Here is a 518-nt window from a genome sequence, read left to right as displayed (position 1 = left end):
CCTTCACGGATTGCGAAACGCAGACCGTCGTCCATCGCGATTGGGTGGATCAGCGTCACAACCATCTTGATGTTGTCGCCTGGCATTACCATCTCAACGCCTTCTGGCAGTTCGATGGTACCGGTCACGTCAGTTGTACGGAAGTAGAACTGTGGACGGTAGCCTTTGAAGAACGGAGTATGACGGCCGCCTTCGTCTTTGGACAGGATATACACTTCAGATTCGAACTTGGTGTGTGGCTTGATTGAGCCTGGCTTAGCCAGTACCTGACCACGTTCGATTTCTTCACGTTTGATACCACGCAGCAGAACACCTACGTTCTCACCAGCACGGCCTTCGTCCAGCAGTTTGCGGAACATTTCAACGCCAGTACAGGTAGACTTAGCAGTCTCTTTGATACCAACGATTTCAACTTCTTCGCCAACTTTGATGATACCGCGCTCAACACGACCGGTAACAACGGTACCACGACCGGAGATGGAGAATACGTCTTCGATTGGCAGCAGGAACGGCTTGTC

The 518-nt window shown here is 51.7% G+C and carries 1 protein-coding gene; it reads right to left on the bottom strand.

Annotated features, from left to right (window positions below; genetic code table 11):
* On the bottom strand, positions 1-518 hold a 518-nt coding region (locus AB6731_RS22915; protein ID WP_274929421.1), incomplete at both ends, for an EF-Tu/IF-2/RF-3 family GTPase.

The organism is Enterobacter sp. RCC_40 (assembly GCF_041360735.1).
GTDB lineage: Bacteria > Pseudomonadota > Gammaproteobacteria > Enterobacterales > Enterobacteriaceae > Enterobacter > Enterobacter ludwigii.
This window is presented reverse-complemented; position numbering and strand designations above follow the sequence as displayed.